At 29.0% G+C, this 22,001-nt stretch carries 13 protein-coding genes; 1 reads left to right on the top strand and 12 read right to left on the bottom strand.

The window, feature by feature from the left end:
- Window positions 1-59 precede the first annotated feature (59 nt).
- From ACAG39_04245 to ACAG39_04195, 11 genes are all read right to left on the bottom strand, one after another.
- On the bottom strand, window positions 60-5,657 hold the full coding sequence (locus tag ACAG39_04245) for a carbohydrate binding domain-containing protein (GenBank protein ID MEZ0536449.1): 5,598 nt from the start codon (window positions 5,655-5,657) through the stop codon (window positions 60-62).
- Window positions 5,658-5,814: 157 nt separating this feature from the next.
- Window positions 5,815-7,368 (bottom strand): response regulator, encoded by a 1,554-nt coding sequence (locus ACAG39_04240; protein ID MEZ0536448.1) that lies wholly within the window; start codon window positions 7,366-7,368, stop codon window positions 5,815-5,817.
- 26 nt (window positions 7,369-7,394) lie between these two features.
- A complete protein-coding gene (locus ACAG39_04235; GenBank protein MEZ0536447.1) occupies window positions 7,395-9,215 on the bottom strand; it encodes a sensor histidine kinase in 1,821 nt (606 codons plus the stop codon).
- Window positions 9,216-9,332: 117 nt separating this feature from the next.
- Window positions 9,333-10,940 (bottom strand): extracellular solute-binding protein, encoded by a 1,608-nt coding sequence (locus tag ACAG39_04230; GenBank protein ID MEZ0536446.1) that lies wholly within the window; start codon window positions 10,938-10,940, stop codon window positions 9,333-9,335.
- 64 nt (window positions 10,941-11,004) lie between these two features.
- Window positions 11,005-11,889, bottom strand: coding sequence for a carbohydrate ABC transporter permease (locus ACAG39_04225; protein MEZ0536445.1), 885 nt, complete (start codon window positions 11,887-11,889; stop codon window positions 11,005-11,007).
- Window positions 11,890-11,919: 30 nt separating this feature from the next.
- Window positions 11,920-12,873 carry an ABC transporter permease gene (locus ACAG39_04220; protein ID MEZ0536444.1) on the bottom strand — a complete coding sequence of 318 codons (954 nt, stop codon included), beginning with the start codon at window positions 12,871-12,873 and terminating at the stop codon, window positions 11,920-11,922.
- 218 nt (window positions 12,874-13,091) lie between these two features.
- Window positions 13,092-14,858 carry an ABC transporter ATP-binding protein gene (locus ACAG39_04215; GenBank protein MEZ0536443.1) on the bottom strand — a complete coding sequence of 589 codons (1,767 nt, stop codon included), beginning with the start codon at window positions 14,856-14,858 and terminating at the stop codon, window positions 13,092-13,094.
- A gap of 5 nt (window positions 14,859-14,863) precedes the next feature.
- Window positions 14,864-16,627, bottom strand: coding sequence for an ABC transporter ATP-binding protein (locus ACAG39_04210; protein ID MEZ0536442.1), 1,764 nt, complete (start codon window positions 16,625-16,627; stop codon window positions 14,864-14,866).
- A 15-nt stretch (window positions 16,628-16,642) separates the two neighbouring features.
- Window positions 16,643-16,906 (bottom strand): hypothetical protein, encoded by a 264-nt coding sequence (locus ACAG39_04205; protein MEZ0536441.1) that lies wholly within the window; start codon window positions 16,904-16,906, stop codon window positions 16,643-16,645.
- Between the two features lie 10 nt (window positions 16,907-16,916).
- The gene (locus ACAG39_04200; GenBank protein ID MEZ0536440.1) at window positions 16,917-17,315 is read right to left on the bottom strand and encodes a hypothetical protein; all 399 of its coding nucleotides are present in this window, start codon (window positions 17,313-17,315) and stop codon (window positions 16,917-16,919) included.
- Between the two features lie 4 nt (window positions 17,316-17,319).
- Complete coding sequence (locus ACAG39_04195; GenBank protein ID MEZ0536439.1) at window positions 17,320-17,685, bottom strand: DUF2089 domain-containing protein; 366 nt, start codon at window positions 17,683-17,685, stop codon at window positions 17,320-17,322.
- A 213-nt stretch (window positions 17,686-17,898) separates the two neighbouring features.
- Between ACAG39_04195 and ACAG39_04190 the strand changes: the two genes are divergently transcribed.
- On the top strand, window positions 17,899-20,964 hold the full coding sequence (locus ACAG39_04190) for a glycoside hydrolase family 2 TIM barrel-domain containing protein (protein ID MEZ0536438.1): 3,066 nt from the start codon (window positions 17,899-17,901) through the stop codon (window positions 20,962-20,964).
- Between the two features lie 47 nt (window positions 20,965-21,011).
- Here the strand turns inward: ACAG39_04190 and ACAG39_04185 are convergent, their stop codons facing one another.
- Window positions 21,012-21,992, bottom strand: coding sequence for a LacI family DNA-binding transcriptional regulator (locus ACAG39_04185; GenBank protein MEZ0536437.1), 981 nt, complete (start codon window positions 21,990-21,992; stop codon window positions 21,012-21,014).
- Window positions 21,993-22,001 lie beyond the last annotated feature (9 nt).

Genomic DNA, 22,001 nt, shown 5'->3' with positions numbered 1-22,001 from the left:
TTTTATTAATCAGTAAATAGGGAGGGATATCCCTCCCTAAAATCATTATTAAATTATATTTAATTTTTAACTTCCTCTATTGATATATTATCAAAGTATAACTCTGCCGGTGTAGAGCCTTGTCCTTGGATATTCCCAACCTCAAAAACAATTTTAAGATTGCTATCAGTTGCTTCACTTACCGTAAATTGTTCTGAATATTCTTTCATTTCTGTGGTTATATCATAGCTTGTTGTCTGTTTATAAGGTATAAACCAAGGGGCATAGTCAAGTCCTTTTCCTATATTCAAATTAATCTTCCAATCTTTTGTGGCTTTAGCACTGAATTTTACAATATATGTCTTCCCATTCTCAAGCCTCAGTCCTGTTCTAAATATCTGTGGCTCCCATGAGTTAGCTCCAACACTGTCAATTTTTGCATATAATTGTTCATTTTGAACATCTAATACTATACTGCCTGCATTTTTGTTGTTATCCCAGCTATTCCAAGCACCAATTCCTTGACTAAAATCACCATCAGGAATTATAGGACCTAAATTCTCTTCTTGTGGAGGTTGCTGAATAATCTCATGATATTCTTCAATTACGACATCATCTAAATAAATATCTACTGGTGGTGTCCCCTGACCATTTATATTACCTAATTCAAATACAATTTTTAAATCACCATCAGTTGGCTGATTTACAGTAAAGATTTCTTCAAACTCAGTCATCTGAGTTGTAATATCATATATTTTAGCCGGCTTATATGGTATAAACCAAGGAGATTCAGAAAGCTCTTTGCCTATATTAAGATTTATCTTCCAATTGCTACTTGCTCTTGCTTTGAAACTAACTTTATATGTTACTCCTTGTTTTAAATAGATGCCTTTTCTATATATTTGTGGACTATATGATACCCCACCAATTGAGTCAATTTTGGCATGTAGTTCTCCATTTTCTGCTGCTATTGTCATTGTAGCGACACCACTATATACATCACCATTCCAGTTTTTCCAAGAACCTATATCATCAAAAGTCCCATCAGGTATTATTGGACCAATTACCTCTAATTTAATATCATCTAATAATATATTGCAAGGTAACTGTTCTGTCCCATCTACCTTACCAACTTCAAATACAAGCTTTATATTATCGTAGGTAGGTTGACTTACTGTAAAGTCTATCTGATATTGCTTTTCTTCATAAGTTAAATCAACAACATTTGGAGGCATATACTCAACAAACCATGGATTGGAAGTCAAAGGTTTTCCAATATTGATTTTTATTTTCCTATTTACATCTGATGAAGCCTTAAATGTAAGTCTATATATTGTATTTTGTTCAAGATAAATGCCTTGTTTGTAAACTTGTGGTGTAAATGATTGATTACCAACTGAATCAACATGTATACTTAGCTTGCCATTTTCAAAGCTAAGTGTCCCAGAACCTATTCCATTCCACTGATCGCCCCACCAAGCTTCATAATTACTATTACCATTATCAAATGTATCATTAAATATTACATCACCAACATGATGAAGTTTTGTTACAACAACTTGGTCAAATTCTTCTTCTGTATTATAAACATAATCGCCTTCAACCTCATCTATTTCACTAAGCTTAAAGTTATCAAAGTATATTGTATGAGGAACATTTTGTGTATTATCAACACTGCCAATGCAGAAGTTGAATCTTGCATCATTTCTTGTAGTTGGCATTTCAAAGTCAAACTGATAAGTTTTCATCTGATTACCAAAAGTATAGGTGTAGTCTTTGTATCTTGTGTAGTTAGAACTATTATCTATCATTACTTGAACAGGTCTATCAATGCTTGATTTTGCATCAAATGATACTCTGTATCTCTTTCCCTTTTCTAATACTAAGTTTTGGCTTAATTGAACAGAATAGAATGTTGTTCCAATATTATTTATGGTTAACTTAATTCTGCCCTTTTCATTTTCAAACTTAGCATTCGCACCATTACCAACATAAGTTCCAAAAGCATTTAAATCATTTTTTACTTCTCCATTTGTTATTAAATTCTTTGATATTTCAATATAATCAAGTAAAACATTTTTGCCGAAAACATTTATATTATTTGTACCTGAACTAAGAGCAACAATATCTGTTGCTATATACCATTTATTAGAATCATTCAATAGCTTAGTGGTATAAGTAGCTTCACCTACAGATAAATTAATATAAGCATCGTCTGAAATCTTATAAACTTTATATGATACAACATAATCTCCATTTTGAGGAATATTTAATGAATACTCAGCTTTTGGTGAATTCTCATCAACAAATTTCACAGCATCATTTTCTATTGTAATATTAGAATTATTAACTGCTGATACCGCATTAATCTTAATTGAAGATGATTTAACAATCTCTTTTAACCATACATCATCAATGTATACATTACCAGGTTGCCCACCAACTAAAAATTCAAGGCTGCAATTTGCACTGTCACTATATGGCATGTTAAAAGTAACTGATTTATTTTGCCAATCAGTCGATAAGCTTATATTGCTCGACTGATATACTATATTATTGTTATTGTCTTTAATTACTACATCAATATTTCTCTGAATATTTGCTTTTCCTTTGAATGATAACTTGTATTGTCCATCTTTTTTAAGCCCAAATCCTTTTTGAACTAATTTAACAGATTCTTTAGAATTATTTGCCCCTTCAATTTTTATATTAGCGAATTTTTGATATGGGTCATTGCTAACTGTAAAAGATGCATTTACATCATTTGATTTCTCTAAATTCCAACAAATCTTGCTATCAAATCCTTGGTCAAACGAACCATTATAAATTAAATTACCACTTGGAAGAGGTTCTTTAATTGAGTTTGGATCAAATTGATACTCTTCAACCCTTACATTATCAATCCAAACTGTATTTGTATTTAAACCAAGGTTAAATTCAATACGAGCATTTTTGTATGAGTCAGAATTATGTGTAAAAGTAAACGAATAATTCTTCATTTGAGTATCTAAAGAGAATATTTTTTGTGCATAGTCTATCCATGTAGAACCATTTTCACCACCACCACTGCTCATTTTTACCTCTATGGTTCTATTTGCACTTGCTTTAGCATCAAATGATACCTTATATGTTTTTCCTTCTTGCAATGGAACAGGTCTTTGAATCAATTGAATGGAATATGTTTGGTTTCCTGCTTTTGAAATTGCAATTTTTGCTGTTCCATTATCATTAACTATGGTTCCATCTCCACCAAATTGGTCAAGGTGTAAGAATTGCCAATATGATGAATTTTCCATACCAGCAATGTTATCAACGCCTTCGATGTTTTCACTAAAATCTCCATTGTATATATAGTTACCATCTTGTGTTGTTTTTTTAGCGTCTGCAGGCAATGTTGTTGATGGTGTAGGGGTAGAAACAATTATATTATAGCTTGATTTTTGATATACTTTTACATAATCAACAAGCATCTGCTGAGGAAATACTGTTGTATTATCAGGATTTCCTGGCCAGTTACCACCAACAGCTACATTTAATATTAGATAAAAATCTCTATTAAATGGTGCTGGGTATGTTGTATCAAAAGCTTCATTTTCATCTCTTGAAAACCAATTCTTTTGCGTTGAATAAAGATGCCCATCAATATACCATCTTATTTCACCTGGTTCCCATTCTAATGAGAATATGTGATAATCTTCTGAAAAATCACCATTTTCTAATGTGTATGAATTACCTCTTTGAGAATGTGGATTCCCATAATGTATTGTCCCATAAACCTTATTAGGTTCATGACCTAATAGCTCCATAATATCAATTTCGCCACATCTTGGCCAACCGCCATATAGGCTCATATCTTGTGGCATCATCCAAATTGCTGGCCAGAGCCCTTTTGTTTTTGGAAGTTTTGCTTTAACTTCAACTTTACCGTAAGTAAAGTAAAATTTATCTTGTGTAGTAAGCTTACCAGAAGTATAATCGTTTGTTCCTTTGTATTTTGTATCTTCCTTTAGAGCAGTGATAACAAGATTTCCGTTTTCAACCTTTACATTTTCAGGTCTATCAGCATAGTATTGAAGTTCATTGTTCCCAAATCCTCCACCAGCATCAATTACATTCCACTTTGTTCTATCAAGAGAAGTTCCATTAAAATCATCTGAGAATATTAATTTCCATTGGTCTTGATTAGTGTTGTTCTCACCTGTTTGATTACCTGTATTTGTATTTTGGTTACCTGTCGAATTAGTGTTATTTGAAACAGTTGTTGTAGTTGATGATGTCCCCTGTGTTTGTGAATTATTTTTTTCTAATTCTTCTTGTACAATTTTATCAATCTGTTCTTTAGTCATAATTTGGTCTTTTTTTACTTCTATACCATTTATATAGGCCGTTTCTGAGTTGTTTATAAATTGTTCTATGTTTGCTTTTCCTATTATTTTTGCCATATTTGCAGTATTTGAAATTGTAACCTTTTTAATAGTTGTTTTCTCATCTGTTTCAACTATTACTTTAGTTTTTATTTCTAAGTTATCTATAACTAAATTTGTTACTTTTATTTTAGCTTGGCCTAAATCTTCTGAAATTAACATGTTCTTAATTTGGCTATTAGATATGTTAAGATTGTTAATGCCTTTATTTAAAATCAGATTATCAATACTTGCATTTAATTCTACGTTTATACCTTTGTCTTGTGCATTTAAGTAAATATTCGTAAAGCCTTTTCCATTAATATTTTCCTCAACTATGTTAGTATTTGAGTATATTTTTGCTTCTTTAATATCAGTTTTGCCTGATGCCAATAGTTTAACTTCACTAATCTTATTATCAACTACAACCTTATTAATACTTGAATCCACAATTTTTATAGAATTAGGACCTCCACCTTCCACAAATAAATAACCGTTAACTTTGACATTTTGTAATGTTACCTCTCCATCTTTAACTCCTTCTGTAATATAAATATTACCTTTAATTTCAATGTCTTTCAAATTTGTATCTGGAGAATTTATAATAACATTGTTAAAAATATCATTAAACTGATACTGCGTATCCGAATTAGCCAAAACAGAGATTAATCTTGAAAGAATTGTAATAAATTCAGCTCTTGTAATACTCTTAAGTGGCTTTATTGTATTGTCCTTATAACCTTTAATTGCCCCAAGTGAAAATAAATTTATTGTAGCATCTTTAGAATAATTTGAGATTTTATCAGAGTCAGTAAATGTTAATACTTTTTTGTCTATCTCTGTTTGGTCTAATTTGAAAACCTTATTGAGTATGTAAAACGATAACTCTCTTGTAGCAGGTGTATTGTAATTTTTTATATCTATGTTTGGTAAATATTTTGCAGCATAAGCTTTTTGGAGATCTTGATAGAACCAATCACTTGGCTTTGTTAAATTGTTTGTTACATCAGTCTTTCTTTGGTAGTTAAATATTCTATTAACAATTGAACATACTTCAGCAATTGTAATTTCCCTATCTGGTCTAAATGTATTGTCTTTATACCCATTAATTATGCTTGCTTCTGAAAACTTTTTAATTGTATCCTTTGCCCAATGGTCATTTAAATCTTTAAAAGGTAAACTTTCGTTTACTTGTGCAAAAGTACTCATAGGAATTATAGATAAAATAAAAGAGAAAATAACAAATAAACACAAAAATCTTCTAAAATTCTTCATCAGCCTCACACCCCTTAATAATTTTGAATAAAATAGTATACATTTTTTACGATATCATAGTAATATTTTTATATAAAGGCTTTTTTTTTTAGATAAAGTATCTAAATTTAAGAATCTTTGTGAGGCTAATTTGTAATATTTTTTAAAAGTGATTGTTTTACTCTTTTTTCTGAAGTCCTAACATTTCTTTATATTCAGCAGGTGTCATCCCAGTTATATTTTTAAATATCCTTGCAAAATGCTTTGGATTTTTAAACCCAACCCTTTCGGATATTTCATAAATTTTAAGACTACTGTCATTTAGCAGTTCTTTTGCTTTGTTAATTCTTACATTGTTTAAATAATCAATAAATGAAAGTTTCGTATGTTCCTTAAATAGAGTTGAAAAATAATAATAATTAAGTGAAACATAATTAGCTACGATTGTCATATTTATATCTTTATAATAATTTTTATTGATAAAATCTAAGGCTTTTTCAAGTTCGTTTTGAGATTTATATATACCTTTTAGCTTTATATAAGCATTATTAATTGATTTTAGTATGTCTAACAATTTGTTTCTGTAATCATAGATATCATTAAAATTATATAGTGAATCTAACCTTTTTAATTCCTCAAAATCAGAAATATTTTTTTGAATATTGGTTACAAGATGTTCAATAACCTCTTGGTAAATTAGCTTTATTGTTTCTTCAAAATATTCAATAGCATAATACTTTATACAATTTTCTGAAAATAATTTGTCAATAATTGAACAACATTCGTTAAATTTTTCAGTTCCAACTAAATATCTTATTTTCAAAATGTAATCTTTGGGAATAACATATTTTAAATCTTTATTATTTATCTTTGAAAATATAGCTATTTCATTTGTTTTATCAAGATATGTATACTTCATTGCATAAGAAACATTTTTAAAGCTTTGATAAATTTCATATATGTTATATTTATAATCACATACTGCAACTTTTAAATTGCTTTGTTTTAACTTTGAAAAATACTCTAAAGGTTCCAAGTTATTTAATAAATATACAAGTGAATCATTTGAAATATAGAAACTTATATATTTAATATTTTTCTCTTTTAACTTACTATCAATTTGCTTTTTCATATTTAAGAATGAATATTCTTCATTAAAATTGTTAGGATTTTCTTTAATTAATATTGTATAAATACTCTGTTCAAATTCCTTAATATTTTCTTTGTAAAAAGATAATTTTTCTAAAATGTTATCTCCTTGAATTTGTTCTAAGATTATATTTTTTATTTCTGTTTCTAATAGTTTCTCCTTTATAACCTCAGTTTTTTTCAACTGAAGTTCTATGCTTCTTTCTTCAACAATCTCACTATATAACCTATTTAATGTTTCAGTAAGCTCACTTTTTTCAAATGGTTTTAGTATGTAAGCTTTAGCACCGTTTTCAATTGCTATTTTGGCATAAGCAAATTCATCATGACCACTTAAAATAATCATTTTAACTTTGAGGTTTTCTTGATTTATTCTTTTTAATAATTCAAGCCCATCCATAATGGGCATTTTAATATCTATAATTGCAATATCAGGTTGGCTTTGATTTATCTTTTCAAGAGCATCAAGGCCATTTTTAGCCTCTCCAACAATTACAAATTTATCATCAATTTTTTCAATAATCTTCTTAAGTCCTTCTCTAATTAATTTTTCATCGTCAACAATTAAAACCTTTATTTTCATAAAAGCCCTCCAGAAAACTATCTATATTATTTATTATCAATTATTATTGGTATGGTAACTTTTGTATATATATTGGGTTTGCTTTCAATGGTAATATTCATATCTTGTCCATAATAAAGTTTTATCCTATCACTAACATTCTTAAGACCTATACCTATTCCTTTACATATCTTATCCTCTGAGATATCACCATAAAAAATCATTTTATTAATTTTCTCCAGCCTTTCTTCATCAATTCCAACCCCATTATCAATAACTTCAAATATAAGCTTATTATCTTCAACAATGGTATCAATAATTATTTTAGGTTCTCTTTCTATCCCATCAAATCCATAAATTATTGAATTCTCAACGATTGGTTGCAAAATCATCTTGAGCATTTTATAATCAAGAAATCTTTCATTTATATTTATCTCAAGCTTTATTTCATTCTCCATTCTAATATTCATTAAGTTTATATAGTTTTTAATATTATCTATTTCTTCCCTTATATATACAAAATTGCTTTTCCATGAAATATTGTATCTCATAAGTTTCCCTAAACCAGTTACTACATCAGCTATTTTGTCATTACAGTCAATTATTGCAAGCATCTTTATGTTTTCTAAAACATTGTAAATAAAGTGTGCGTTTATCTGATTTTGGAGAGTTTTTATTTGAGCATCCTTTTCAGTTAGTTCTTTTCTTATTACAACATTTATTAGATTATTTAATCTATGTATCATTTCATTAAAATGATATGATATTTCAGCCATTTCATCTTTTCCACTTACATCTATTTTAACATCTAAATCCCCATCCTTAACCTTTCTCATTGCTAATATTAAATTGTCTAATTTCTTTAAAAGTGTAGATGTAATCCAGTATATAGCCATTGAAACTAAGAGAATGATAATTATTATTTGAATTATTATTTCAAATCTAATTTTATCTATTTTTTTTATAAGTTCATCTAAAAATACTATCTTAACAATATATACTTTTAATGGTTTTATATATGAATAAACTGCAATAAAATTTATTTTATTGAAAGACATATTAAAATATCCATTATCGCCCTTGATAAAGCCTTTTATTTTTTGTTCAAAATTTTCTTTGGAAATTCTCTGCCCTTTTAATATAAAATTTTTATTATTGGTTATTATACTTACATCTGGGCTCAAAAGAATAAGAGAAGATTTTTTAATCTCAGGAAAATCTTCATATTCACCTAAAAAAAATGTATCATAAAGCATATTAACTTCTAATATACCTAAATGTTCACCAGCCGAGTTTTTCACTTCTTTATAAAGTGATACTACCTTTTCCTCTTTTCTTAAAGGAGGCCCAATATCATCAACATTATTAACCCTCCATACACTTATTTCATTAGCTTCTTCAACTTTTTTAATTATATTCTTGTCTTTTAGCCTATCTTCACTATATAATATAGGCCAAACTTCTGAAAGCCTTGGATTTGAATAGTAGAATCTCAATCTATTTATATCCATATTTATATAAAGGATATTCTCCATTTTATTCAATACTTTTTCTTTAAAATCTAAAAATTCTTCAAGACTTATTTCATCATTTGAGCTTATAAACTCAATAAAGTCTGAATCATTCATAACAATTTGAGATATTCTTTCACACATTTCAATATTTTTTTCAAGATAAATATTTAATTGTTTCATTTCAGTTCTTGTATTATTTATATACTCATTTATTGTAGTTTCTTTTACATTTGTAAATGATTTTATTCCTAAAGTTCCAATTGGAATTGCAAATATTAGAATACAACTTATTAAAAGTTTTCCTCTTATTCCTATTGAACTTAAAAAATCAATAATCTTTTTAAATGATTTCATATTGATTTTCTCCTGAAAAATTTCTTAATTTAAGTGTACCTCATGTTTTTTATAAAGAAAAGCAGAAGCTGTATCCATTATATTTAACTTTTTACAGCTTCTGCTTCAAAAATTTAATTACTTAATGCCAAGTTTCTTTTTATTTTCTTCTAATTTCTTTTGTTGATATGCTAAAACTTTATTATATCCTAATTTAGCTTTGTAGTCTTGTAATGATTTAAATATAGAATCAAATTCTTTATCTGATTTTGCCATTATAAGTTTTGGTAATGTTTGACCCCACTTCATAGCAACCTTTTGAGCTATAACACCTTCTGGGGTATCAGCTGGAGGATTAAGATTATCATATTGTGCATAGCTTACAGCCTTTCCAACTGTCCAATCTGTTAACACCTTAGATGTAATTGGTTCTTCTGGTTGCCATTTTGATACAAGTGGCCAATCTCCAAGCATCCAATATGTTAATTCTCCACCATATTTCTTGTCATAAGCTGTTCTATCAGTATTCATAAGCTTAACAACTTCTGGTAACATTTGTTCTTTGCCATTCTTAACTGTCCACATTTTGTCTTTTACACCAAGGTAGAAGTCTTTTTGTCCTTCTGGGCTAAGCCAATATGTCATAAAGCTTATTGCTCTTTGTGGGTTCTTGCAATTCTTTGATATCATTGTTAATGTCCAACCAGATATTCCAGGACCAGCAAGTTTTGGTTTTTCAAGCTTTGAATTAGCAGGACCATCAACTGCAATATATATTTGGTTTGGATTTTTGTTATAGAGTTCTTTTTGTTGTGCTTGGAAATCTGTCCATTGATAAAGCATTGAAAAATATCTGCCTTGAGCTATTTTTTCTTCCATTTGGGATCTCTTATCTACAAATACATCCTTAGCTATTAAGCCCATTTCATATGCTTTTCTAAATGTTTTTAACCATCTTAAGTATTCTGGATGTGTTACTATGTCATAAAGTTTTCCATTTCTTTCTCTTGGTAAAGCTAAGAAATTCCATAGATAGCTTTCGAATGAATAGTTACCTACATCGGTAAATTCATGGAATCCAATAGGAATTAATGGTTGGCCATTTACTGTTGGGAATTTCTTCTTTGCATCTGATAATGCCTTTAAGAAAGTCTCTGGTTTTCTGAAATCTGGTTTACCTAATGCTTCATACATATCCTTTCTTACATCAAATGTTTGGTTTGATGTAATTCTAAGGTTTGGATTATCTAAATCACTTGGTGTATATGAAGCATTTGGATAACCATATACATGGCCATCATCTTGTGTATACCAGCCAAGTCTTTGTTTATTAGCAACATTAAAGAAGTATGGGTCATATTTTTTAGCTAAGTCATCAAGTGGGTAAACAAGCTTTGCACTAATCATTTTTTTAACTGCATCTTCCCACCAACCGAGAGTAATAAAGTCTGGTAGTGTATTTGATGCAATCATAACATTAAGTTTTTCATTTTCATTACCTGCTGGAACTATAAAGTTAATTTTTACACCAGTTTTTTTGGTTATGTAGTCAGTTACCATGTTGCCGCCCCATTTATTTGGGAACCATGAAAAGTTAAGATACCAATCAAATGTAACTGGCTTTGTGTCTTTTTTCCATGCTGGAGTTGTTGTGCTTGAACTATATGCAGGGATGTAAACAATAGTCAAAGCAAAAACAACTAACAAAACAATAGCAAATAGTCTTGATAATTTTGACCTCTTCATACAAAAACCTCCCCAAATGTTTTTTATATTTCAACCCTTCAATAATGAAAGGTTGATGCCTTATTTAACCTTTTACCGAACCAATTAAAAGCCCTTTAACAAAATATCTTTGTAAAAATGGATAGATAACCACTATTGGCATTGTTGTTATAACCATTGTTGCCATTTTAAGAGATTGCGATGTTGCAGTTCTTGCTCTAAGGCTACTTATACCACTTGCTAACATCTGATTTGATGATGTTTCTGCAATAACTTTATACAAGAATGTTTGAATTGGCTGTAGTTTTGGATTATTTACAAATATTACACCCATAAAGTAGTCATTCCAGTTATATACACCAACAAAAAGAGCTATTGTTGCAAGAACAGGTGTAGAAAGAGGAACTATTATCTTAAAGAAAATTAAAAAGTCATTAGCACCGTCAATTCTTGCTGATTCTTCAAGCTCGGCTGGAAGTTCTCTAAAAAATGCTTGAAAGATAATTAAGTTGTAAAAATTAAACATACCCGGTATTACATAAACTAAGAAGTTATCATAAAGCCCAAGTGATTTTATTAATAAGAAGTAAGGGATTAAGCCACCCCCAAAGAAAAGTGTTATTGTCCCTAATGTAAGATATAATTTTCTTCCAATAAGTTCTTTTTTCATAAATGCATAAGCTACCATTGCTGTGAAAAATACATGTAGAAAAGTGGTAATCAATGTTCTTGAGACAGTAACTGCAAAAGCATTTACGATCTCTTGATTAGAAAAAACAATTCTGTAATTGTCTATTGTAAACTTACGAGGCCACCAATAAAGCCCACCTAACATAGCATCTTTGCCTTCATTAAAGGAGTAAACAATGATATACCATATTGGATACAAGGTTAGAAAACATACAATAAGCATGAAAAAAACATTTACTATATCAAATACTTTATCCCCTACCGATTCTCTTTTTAGCATTAAAAATTCCTCCTTGAACACACTATAAACTTAGAACAAAGATTTGTCTGTAAGCTTTTTTGATACAAAGTTAGCACTTATAAGAAGCATTAATGCAATAACTGATTTAAAAAGTCCTATTGCAGTAGCATATGAAAATCTCATTGACTGCATACCCATTCTATACACATATATATCAATAACATCACTTGCATCAGCATTTAGTGAATTTTTCAAAACAAATATCTGGTCAAAGTTTGAATTTAATATTCCACTTACAGCTAATATAAATAAAATTGCAATTGTTCCCGATATACTTGGTAATGTAATACTTATCATCTTCCTAAACCTTCCAGCACCATCAACTGTTGCAGCCTCATATAGTTCTGGGTCAATACTTGTTATTGCAGCAAGATAGATTATCGCATTCCATCCAAGTTCTTTCCAAACATCTGAGATTACGACTATTGGCCAAAAGTATTTTGGTTCTGCTAAAAATACAACAGGATCTTTTAATATACCTAATTTTACAAATATTACATTAATGAGCCCAGTATCTGATAACCAAGACATTAATATTCCACCTAATACAACCCATGAAATAAAGTGTGGTAAATAAGATACTGTTTGGACAGTTTTCTTGAATCCTACTGATCTTAACTCATTTAAGAGTATTGCAAATAGTATTGGTAAAGGAAAACCTATTAATAGCTTCCAAAAAGAAATACCTATGGTGTTTTTCATAATAAGCCAAAATCGCTCATCAGAAAAGAATTCAGTGAAGTTCATAAATCCAATCCAAGGTGATTTATTTATTCCAAGTGCAATATCATATTCCTTAAATGCAATAATAAGTCCATACATAGGTATGTAACAAAAAATTATCATCCAAATAACACCTGGAATTGCCATTGCCTGAAGATATCTTTGTTCGAAGAATTTTTTCAGAATACTTTTTTTACTTTTTCTTTTGTTTGAATTTAATTGTATATTTGTTGCTTCCATTTAATCACGCCTTCCTTATATAAAATAAAAATATATTATGCATTTTGAATAATTTCTTGTACATTTTAATTATACTATGGGTTAATATATATAAAAAAGGACTTTCATTTTAGGAGTGGTATCTATTTTTAAGATTTATTAAATTAATTATTTGTCGAAAAATAAAAAAACACCAAAGCATTTTCATACTAAGGTGTTATTATTTAATTACTTAGATATTAAGAAACAGTATTTGCAGCCATCATTTTATAGAAGTATTGATACTTGCCACTTTTTTCAATAAGCTCATCATGAGTTCCTTGTTCTATTATTTTACCATCATCTATAACATATATAATATCAGCATTTTTTATTGTTGAAAGTCTATGAGCTATAACCAAGGTTGTTTTACCTTTCATAAGGTTATTCAAAGCTTCTTGAACAAGGCTTTCTGATTCAGAATCAAGTGAACTTGTGGCCTCATCCAATAAAAGAATTGGTGAGTTTTTAAGTAGTGCCCTTGCGATAGCAATTCTTTGTCTTTGACCACCCGATAAAAGGGCTCCTCTTTCTCCTACAACTGTATCATATCCATTAGGTAAATTCATTATAAAATCATGTGCATAAGCAAGTTTAGCTGCCTCAATTATCTCTTCTTTTGTAGCATTTTCTTTACCATAGCCTATATTTTCTAAAATTGTCCCATTAAATAAAAAGCTTTCCTGTGGAACATATGAGATTATATCCCTTAATTGTTCTAATGAATATTCACTAATCTCTTTATTAAATAGATATATTTTCCCTTTGCTTGGTTTATAAAATCTAAGAATCAATTTAAACAATGTGCTTTTGCCTGCACCACTTGAGCCTACAAAAGCAACAATACTATTTTGAGGTATGCTAAAATTTATGTTGTCAAATACATAGTCACTATTATTATACGAAAAACTAATTCCTTCAAATTTAATTATATTTTCTTTAGCATTTAAATCTCTTTCGTTTAATTTCTTATTATTCTCTTCAATATCCATATCAAGAATTTCAAAAATCCTTGAGGCTCCTGCTAAAGAAGTTTGTATCATAGTAATAAAATTACCTATAGAGCCAAACATCCACATAACTCCACCCATAAGGTTAATGCAAAGAAGAAGTTTAGCCATTGTAAACTCTTTATTGATAATCATTATTCCACCTATAATAACAGCACCAAAAAAACTGAAAAACCCTAAGAATGTGTTTAATGCATTTAGCGTTGCATTAAATTTTACTCGACGTAGGCTAAGCCTTAAGACAAAAGTATTCATATCAACAAATTTCTGAAATATTATACTACCTATATTAAATATCTTTATTACCTGATTACCTGCTATTATATCTGAAAATCTTTGGCTAACTTTGGAATATCCTTCCTGAATTTGATTACTTATTTTTTGAATAGGTTTAAAAAACAAAGTATTTACTCCTGCAGATAATAATCCTATAAAAACAACATATAAGAATAACTTCCAGTTAGCTGTTGCAATTATTATACTTCCACCTATCCCTGTAAAAAAGGCAGAAAATAATACCATAATCTGCCACGAATAAGCATTTTCAGCCACATTAACATCATTATTTATTCTTGAAATAATGTCTGCACTATGCTTTTGCTCAAAAATACTCATAGGTAGATTTAATATATGTTCAAATAGATTTTTTCTAATAATTATTGTTGTTTTTCTAATGCAATATTGATAAATGTATGAAATGAAGGGTGCAATCAACAATACTATCAACATAAGTTTTATCATAAATAAGACACCATCTAATAGTATTTTATAGTTTTTTTCAACTGCACCTTGGGTTATATACATAAGACCAATAGAAAAGATATAGTTGAAAATTAAGCTTTCTGCTGCAACAAATAAAGCTGAAAATATATATAAAATTCCTAAAAATGGATTTGATTTATCTTTCCACATAAATGAAAATAGTCTTATTAACCTATTATTCCTGAATCTTTTCAAAAAAATCACTCCTCACTTAAGGCCACTTGTAGATTTAAATCTTCAAATTGCTTTTGATATAGTTTTTTGTAAATTGTTTCGCCAAGCATAAGAGAATTATGTGTTCCTTCTTCAACAATTTTACCTTGATCAATTACAAATATCCTATCAACATTTTTAATTGTAGATAGTCTATGAGCAACAATAATTGAAGTTTTTCCTTCCATCAGCCTTTCTAAAGCAGTTTGTATTTGATATTCTGATTCGACATCAAGACTTGATGTGGCCTCATCTAGTAGAAGTATAGGAGCATTTTTCAAAATTGCTCTTGCTATTGAAATTCTTTGTTTTTGACCGCCTGAAAGCCTTACTCCTCTTTCCCCAACATTTTCCTCAAAATTATTTGGTAGGTCAGCAATGAAATTAAAAGCATTTGCACTTTTTGCTGCAATCTTTATATCTTCATCTGATGAATCATAATGGCCATATTTAATATTTTCCTTTATTGTTTCAGGAAAAAGAAAGCTATCTTGGTTAACTACAGTAATATTCTCTCTTAATTTTGTTAGGTTCCACTCATCAATACTCTTTCCAAAGATCTTTATTCTGCCACTTTTTATGTTGTAAAATCCTTGTATAAGCTTTAGTATAGTACTTTTCCCAGAACCACTTGCACCTACAATTGCAACTTTCTCACCTTTTTTAACTTTGAAACTAACTCCTTTTAGTATATCCGAGCTTTCATTATCATATGAAAAATACACCTCTTCAAATTCAATATCTATATCTGTGCTTACTGATTGAAACTCATTGCCATTTTCTCTTTCAGTAGGTTCATTTAATATATTGATAATTCTGTTTGAAGCTGCATTTGCTTGCCTATAAGAAGAAAGAATATTAGGAATAGCAGTTAATGGATAAGTAAATATATTCATAAGCTCAATAAAAGCAATAAGGCCTCCAAAAGTCATCTCACCTTTTACTACAAGAAGTCCTCCTATCAAAAACATAAGAAAAAAAGGCATAATATTCATAATAAATTTGAATGGGTCAATTAATATCATATATTTGATTGATTTCATACCACTTGAAAAAACATTCTTCTGCTCTTTATCAAACTTTTCATAAAATCTCTTTGTAAGATTAAATGACTTTACAACAGCAATTCCAGATATTGCATCCTGAACAAGTGATGTAAGGCTTCCTAAAGTATCTTGTTGTTTTTTAGTCCATTTTTCGATTGGTTTACTAATTAAAATTGTAAGAAGCAAGATTGGTGGAATACCTAAGAAACAAAAAAGTGTTAGTTTCCAGCTAACTGTAAGTGCATAGATAAATCCAAGTAAGAATACAAATGGTTGGTAAATTAAATCATTTAATGAATTCTGCAAAAAAGATTGAATAAGTGATAAGTCATTATTCAGATTTGATAAAAAATCACCTGTTGTATTTTTTTCTATATATCTAATTGGTAGTTTATTAAGATGCTCTGCTAATTTATTCTTTAAGTCAAAAATACTTCTCTCAGAAAAATTACCTAATAAAAATGTTTTCAAATATTCAAGTGGAACTCTTATTAAAAGAAGAATTACTAAAATCAATATTACTCTGTAAAAACCACTTTTATTATAATTTAAAACTATATCGACAGATCTTTTTTCAAAACTAATTGATATTACATTAATTATTGAAAGAATTAATGATGTTAAAGCAGATAAAATTAGCCACTTTATGTTTCTCTTTATTGTGGGATAAATATTAAATAGATAATTTTTACTTTTCTCCTTCATAACTTGCCTCCAAAACTACAATCTAATGACAACCTTTTCCCCATTTTTCGATTCTACCTCAACCAAATTGATTCCTTTAAATTTGTGTAAACACCAAAAAGCTTTTATCAAATTCTTTTTTGATAACTCTGGTAAAATAGCTGGAACATCCTTTGGAATTTTACTATTTGCAATTCTCATTATAGTGTTAAAAGGTATGCATCCCAACAATAGACATATAAGTCTTGATGATATTGGAATATTTATGTTTTTCCCATTTGCTTTTACAATAATCCTCATATTATTTCACCTATTCTATTACTACTCTTACTATGTCTCCATTTTGAGAATTAACGTTTACTATCTCTCCATCAAGATTATTTTCAATTGCATGAGCAATCAAAGCTGTGTTAATTTTTATTGGTTCTCCAGATGAACTTTGCATATTACCAGTAAAAGCACTATCAAGAAATGAAAGGTTACCTACTGAATTTAGAATATTTTTGATAAATTCAACAGGAAGATTAACTTTTACCTTGTCTCCATTAGCAGATTCAACATGTACTTTAAGCATTTTCTTGTTATAACTCTTATCAATAATTTTGTTTTCTTTTGTTTCCTTCAAAAGTGCAATAAGTTCTGCACCTTTATCAGATGTTATTTTCCCTTCTTCAACCATTTTTAAAATCTTTAATATTTCTTCATTCATTATTCTACACCCCTTCTTTTAAAATTTTAATAGCATCATCAGGTGATATTTCACCTTTCTCTAACATTTCAACAATATCCTTGGGATTAGGTATACTACTTTTTTCTAATAAGCCAAGTATTTCAAGTATCTCATCAAGCCTTGATCTTACAGTAGGATATGAAATCTTAAGTTCTCTTTCTACCTCCTTAATATTTCCCCTACATTTTAAAAATACCTCTACAAAATATAACTGTTCAGGTGATAACTTGTAGAAATCAGGAATGTCAAACTCATTTTCAATTGAGGTTCCACAGGAATTACATTTTAATCTGGTAATTTTCATTTCAGATGAACATATTGGGCATTTTTTAATAAGTTTGTATGACATTTTTTCCACCTCAATTATATTATAAAATTAAATATTAAAATATTCAATACTAAATTTAATATTTTTAATATTTTTATGTCATTATTATTAATATTATTAATATTAAATTTTAATATTTAAAATATTGCAATAAAGAATAATTTATTGTTATTGAAGCTTATATATATCACTGATAAAATCAAAATTAGAAAAAACAAAAGGGGAAGTGAATTTATGATAAAAAAAGAACATTGGCAAAATCCTAAGCTTCTTCATCAAAATAGAGAAGAGCCAAGAAGTTATTTTATTCCTTATGAAAGTATTCAAAAAGCACTTATTAATAGCAGTCATCTATCTGAACGATTTTATTCTTTGAATGGAAATTGGAAATTTTTCTATGCTGACTCACCATTTAAGGCACCAGAAGATTTTGAAAACCCTAACTTTGACCATTCAAGTTGGGCTGATATTTTTGTACCTTCAAATTGGCAACTTCAAGGATATGATAAACCAAACTATACAAATGTTGCTTATCCTATTCCTGTAGATCCTCCTTATGTTCCTGACTATAATCCAACAGGAATATATTTTAGAACATTTGATATTGCCACTAAGTATTTAGATTTTTCAACATATCTTATATTTGAAGGTGTTGATTCCTTCTTTTATCTTTGGATTAATGGTAATTTTGTTGGTTTTAGTAAGGGTTCTCATATCTCTCATGAGTTTGATATATCTGAATATTTAAAAGATGGTGAGAATACAATTGCTGTAATGGTTCTAAAGCACTCTGATGCAACATACTTAGAAGACCAGGACAAATGGAGATTAAGTGGTATTTTTAGAGATGTTTATCTTCTTTTTAGACCAAAGGTTCATATTAAGGATATTTATATAAAACAAGAGCTTAGCAAGGATTTAGATAGAGCAAATTTATTAGCTAATATTTTATTAGCTAATAAAAATGAATTTGACAAAATAGTCCAAATTGAATTATCCCTTTTTGATAATGATGGAAACACCATTTACGAGCAAAGGATTAGTAATATCAATGTTGATAAACTATCTACAACTGAAATAAAAAAAGAATTTGAAATTTTAAATCCAAATCTTTGGAGTGCCGAAACCCCTAATCTTTACACACTTTTGTTAAAAATACATTCTGACAACAATGTTGAGGTAATATCTCAAAATATTGGTTTTAGGAAAATTGAGATAAAAGATGGTGTTTTTTATATAAATAACATACCTGTAAAAATAAAAGGTGTTAATAGACACGATATTGACCCAATTGTGGGACAAGCTGTAACTTTAGAAGGTATGGAAAAGGATATAATTCTTATGAAGCAATACAACATAAATGCTGTTAGAACCTCACACTATCCGAACCATCCTGTATTTTTAGATTTATGTGATAGGTATGGGATTTATGTTATTGATGAAACTGATTTAGAAACCCATGGGTTTGACTTCATTGGAAATGTAAGTTTTCTCTCAAACCATCCTGACTGGGAAGATGCATATATTGATAGAGTAAAAAGAATGGTTAAAAGGGATAAGAATCATCCTTCTGTAATTATGTGGTCGCTTGGTAATGAATCAGGTTATGGGCAAAATCATGATAAAATGGCACAGTGGATAAGAAGTTATGATTTAAGCCGACCTATCCATTATGAAGGAGCATTTGATTCAAAGGTTATGGATGTTGTTAGCGTAATGTATCCAAATATTCAGTTTTTAGAGGAACAAGGTAAAAAAGAAGATGATAAAAGGCCTTTCTTTATGTGTGAATATGCTCATGCAATGGGTAATGGCCCTGGAAATCTAAAAGAATATTGGGAAACAATTTACAAGTACCCAAGACTTATGGGCGGATGTGTATGGGAATGGGTAGACCATGGCATTTTGCAAAAAGCTTCAAATGGGCAAAGCTATTTTGCTTATGGTGGAGATTTTGATGACCACCCAAATGATGGAAACTTTTGTATAGATGGCCTTATGTTTGCAGATAGAAAACCATACCCATCAGTAATTGAGCTGAAAAAGGTTTATGAGCCTGTAACAATTGAAGAAGTTGATTCTAAAAAAGGCATCTTTAAAATAACAAATAGATATGATTTTATTAATCTTAAGAATATTACTTTTGATTGGGAATTAACTATTGATGGCCAAGTATTTGATGAGGGTAGTTTTGAAGAAATTGATATAAATCCGCATGAGACAAAGGAAGTTAATATAAAATACAATAAAAAAATTGATAATCTATTTGGAGAGATTTTTATAAATATATATGCAAAAATTAATAAGTCAACATCATGGGCAGACAAAGGACATATTTTATCATATTGGCAATTTAAAGTTTTAGAAAATATAGAAAAAGTAAATCTTATTCCAACATTTAATACATTAAGTGTTTGTGACTCTGAAAAAATTAGTATAAAAGGCCACAATTTTAAAGCTATATTTGATAAATTAAATGGAACTTTTTCTTCTTTGTATTTTAATGATATTGAAATAATAAAAGAAGGCCCTATCTTCAATGCATATAGGCCTCCAACAGACAATGACATGCATATTAAGCATGAATGGAATAAAGTAGGGCTAAATAAATTACAAAGAAGATTAGTAAATCTTGATTACTCTATTGAACAAGATAAATTTATATTTGACTTAGAGTTTGTGTTTGGTGCTTATAGTATAAGCCCAGTTTTTAATGTCAAGCAAAAATATATTGTATTTAGTGATGGAACAATAAAAGTTTCTATGGATGTAAACATATTAAGAGAATTGCCTCACCTTCCAAAGATAGGACTAAAACTTATTATACCTAAAGAGTTTGAACATGCTAAATGGTTTGGAAGAGGTCCACATGAAAATTATCCTGATAGACTTGAAAGTGCTTTGATAGGTATATATAAAAGAATGGTTGATGAAATGTATGTTCCATATGTAAAACCTCAAGAATATGGAAATATGTGTGACGTTAGGTGGGCAAGCATCACCAATTATAATGGAATTGGACTTATGATTTTAGGACAACCAACATTCAACTTCAGTTTAAGAAGATACACTGATGAAATGTTAACAATGGCTAAACATCCATATGAATTAATTGAGAATGATGGTTTAATACTAAATATTGATTATAAACTTGGTGGGCTTGGTAGTAATAGCTGCGGCCCAGGACCATTATCTAAATATCAGCTTAATGAAAATGAAGTTAGATTTGAATTCTTTATAAAGCCTTTCAATAATAATCATATACAACCTGAGGTGTTGTATAAAGTAATAAGCAAATAAACCAAAAAGAGGCCCTTCTGCAATAAGCAGAAGGGCCTCTTTTGACATTAAATTGATTCTCTTTCTACAAAACTTGTATCTAATCTAATTGTTTGTTCATAATTTTTCCCATTGAAGCATTCAAAAAGCATCTCAACTGCTAATGTTCCTATATCATACATAGGCCTTTTAACTGTACTTAATGAAGGGTTAAGATACCTTGAAATTTCAATATCATCAAAGCCTACAATACCAATATCTCTTGGTATTATAACACCATATTCTCTTAATCTTTGCATTAGGCCAATTGCACTTTCATCATTTAAGCAAAATATAACCTCAGGCTTATCTGATAAATTGTAATAATAATTGCCAAGTTCATAACCACTTATTTTAGTGAATTTTGATTCTGTTATCCATTCATCTTTAATAATAAAGCCATATTTTTCTTTAAATTCAATAATGGCATGAAATCTTTCATTAGAATCAAATGAATCTCTTCCTTTAACAATACCTAACTTTTTATAGCCCTTTTTACTTATATGTTCTAGGGCCTCTTGTATACCGCTTCTATTATTAATTAGTATATTGAAAATATATTTATCTGATATTAGTCTATCTAATACAACAACAGGTAGTTGCCTATGAGCTGTTCTTTTTATTATCTCATCTTTTATAAGAGGAGAATATAGGATATATCCGTCATATCTTTTTCTTGTGAAAAAATCAATTGCAGTATTAATTGTTCTCTTATTAGCACTGCATGCAAGCATTGAATACTCGTCATATTTTATCAATGTATCTTCAATTCCTCTAATAAGTTCTGAGTAGAAATAACCAGCTAATTCCGAAAGAATAAGCCCAATCGTCTCAGTTTTTTTCTTTTTTAGATATTGTGCACTAAAGCTTGGGACATAGTTTAGTTCATCAATTGCTTTCCATACCTTTTGTCTTGTTTCGTCACTGATATTGCCTTTTTCATTTATTACCCAAGATACAGTTGTTATAGATACTCCTGCTTTTTTTGCTACGTCGTGTATGGTAACCATAGTAGTTCT

The organism is Caldicellulosiruptoraceae bacterium PP1 (assembly GCA_041320695.1).
Classification (GTDB): domain Bacteria; phylum Bacillota; class Thermoanaerobacteria; order Caldicellulosiruptorales; family Caldicellulosiruptoraceae; genus JBGGOQ01.
Note: the sequence above shows the minus strand (reverse complement) of the source record. Positions and strands in the feature narration are given on the sequence as shown.